The organism is Nocardiopsis sp. NPDC006938 (genome assembly GCF_042869555.1).
Classification (GTDB): domain Bacteria; phylum Actinomycetota; class Actinomycetes; order Streptosporangiales; family Streptosporangiaceae; genus Nocardiopsis.
In genome coordinates, this window is sequence record NZ_JBIAGA010000036.1 from 2,134 (window position 1) to 3,758 (window position 1,625).

General features: G+C 55.3%; 1 rRNA gene (running past one end of the window). It reads left to right on the top strand.

Annotation, left to right across the window (positions count from 1 at the left end):
- The first annotated feature begins 73 nt into the window (after positions 1–73).
- Positions 74–1,625: ribosomal RNA gene (locus ACFYL4_RS27310) — 23S ribosomal RNA — on the top strand (it continues 1,282 nt past the right edge of the window).

The following is a 1,625-nucleotide window of genomic DNA, read 5'->3' on the forward strand; positions in this document are numbered from 1 at the left end:
GGTTGAGGTAGGGGAGTTTGTGGTTGGTGTTTTGATTTGTGAATAGTGTGCGCGAGCATCTTATTATCTGTAGTGGCCAAGTGATAGTGGCACACGGTGGATGCCTTGGCATCAGGCGCCGATGAAGGACGTGGGAGGCCACGATAGGCCGCGGGGAGCTGTCAACCGAGCTTTGATCCGCGGGTGTCCGAATGGGGAAACCTAGCCCGAGTTGTGTCGGGTTGCCGCTACCTGAATGTATAGGGTAGTTGGTGGTGACGCGGGGAAGTGAAACATCTCAGTACCCGTAGGAAGAGTAAACAACAGTGATTCTCCTAGTAGTGGTGAGCGAACGGGGAAGAGGCTAAACCGTGCGCGTGTGATAGACGGCAGTCGTTGCGTGTGCGGGGTTGTGGGATGCATCTTTTCAGGTCTGTCGGCCTGGAGCGCTGATGATTTTTCTAGCTGAATCCGTTGGGAAGCGGTACCGGAGTGGGTGAGAGTCCCGTAGGTGAAGGAAGAGTCTAGGTGTTGATGTTCTCCCGAGTAGCGCGGAGCCCGAGAAATTCCGTGTGAATCTGGCAGGACCACCTGCTAAGCCAAAATACGTCCTGATGACCGATAGTGCACTAGTACCGTGAGGGAAAGGTGAAAAGTGCCCCGGTGAGGGGTCGTGAAATAGTACCTGAAACCGTGTGCTGTCAAGCCGTCAGAGCAGTCCTTCGGGGTTGTGATGGCGTGCCTTTTGAAGAATGAGCCTGCGAGTCATGGTGTGTGGCGAGGTTAACCCGGGTGGGGTAGCCGTAGGGAAACCGAGTCTGAATAGGGCGTTTGAGTCGCATGCTGTGGACCCGAAGCGGAGTGATCTACCCATGTCCAGGGTGAAGCGGGGGTAAGACCTCGTGGAGGCCCGAACCCACCAGAGTTGAAAATCTGGGGGATGAGGTGTGGGTAGGGGTGAAAGGCCAATCAAACTCCGTGATAGCTGGTTCTCCCCGAAATGCATTTAGGTGCAGCGTCGCGTGTTTCTTGCTGGAGGTAGAGCTACTGTTTGGCTGATGGGCCCTACAAGGTTACTGACGTCAGACAAACTCCGAATGCCGGTTAAGTGAAGCGTGGCAGTGAGACTGCGGGGGATAAGCTTCGTAGTCGAGAGGGAAACAGCCCAGATCATCAGCTAAGGCCCCTAAGCGTGTGCTAAGTGGGAAAGGTTGTGGAGTTGCTGAGACAACCAGGAGGTTGGCTTAGAAGCAGCCATCCTTTAAAGAGTGCGTAATAGCTCACTGGTCAAGTGGTTCTGCGCCGATAATGTAGCGGGGCTTAAGTACACCGCCGAAGCTGTGAAGTCCAGTCGTTAAGGCTGGGTTGGTAGGGGAGCGTCGTGCATCCAGTGAAGCTGCCGAGTGATCGAGTGGTGGAGGGTGTGCGAGTGAGAATGCAGGCATGAGTAGCGAAAGCAACGTGAGAAACGTTGCCGCCGATTGACTAAGGGTTCCTGGGGCAGGTTAATCCGCCCAGGGTGAGTCTGGACCTAAGGCGAGGCCGACAGGCGTAGTCGATGGATAACGGGTTGATATTCCCGTACCCGTGCACGAGCGTCCAGTATCGAATCAGGTGATGCTAACCACGCTGGTTCTTGGTGGTCC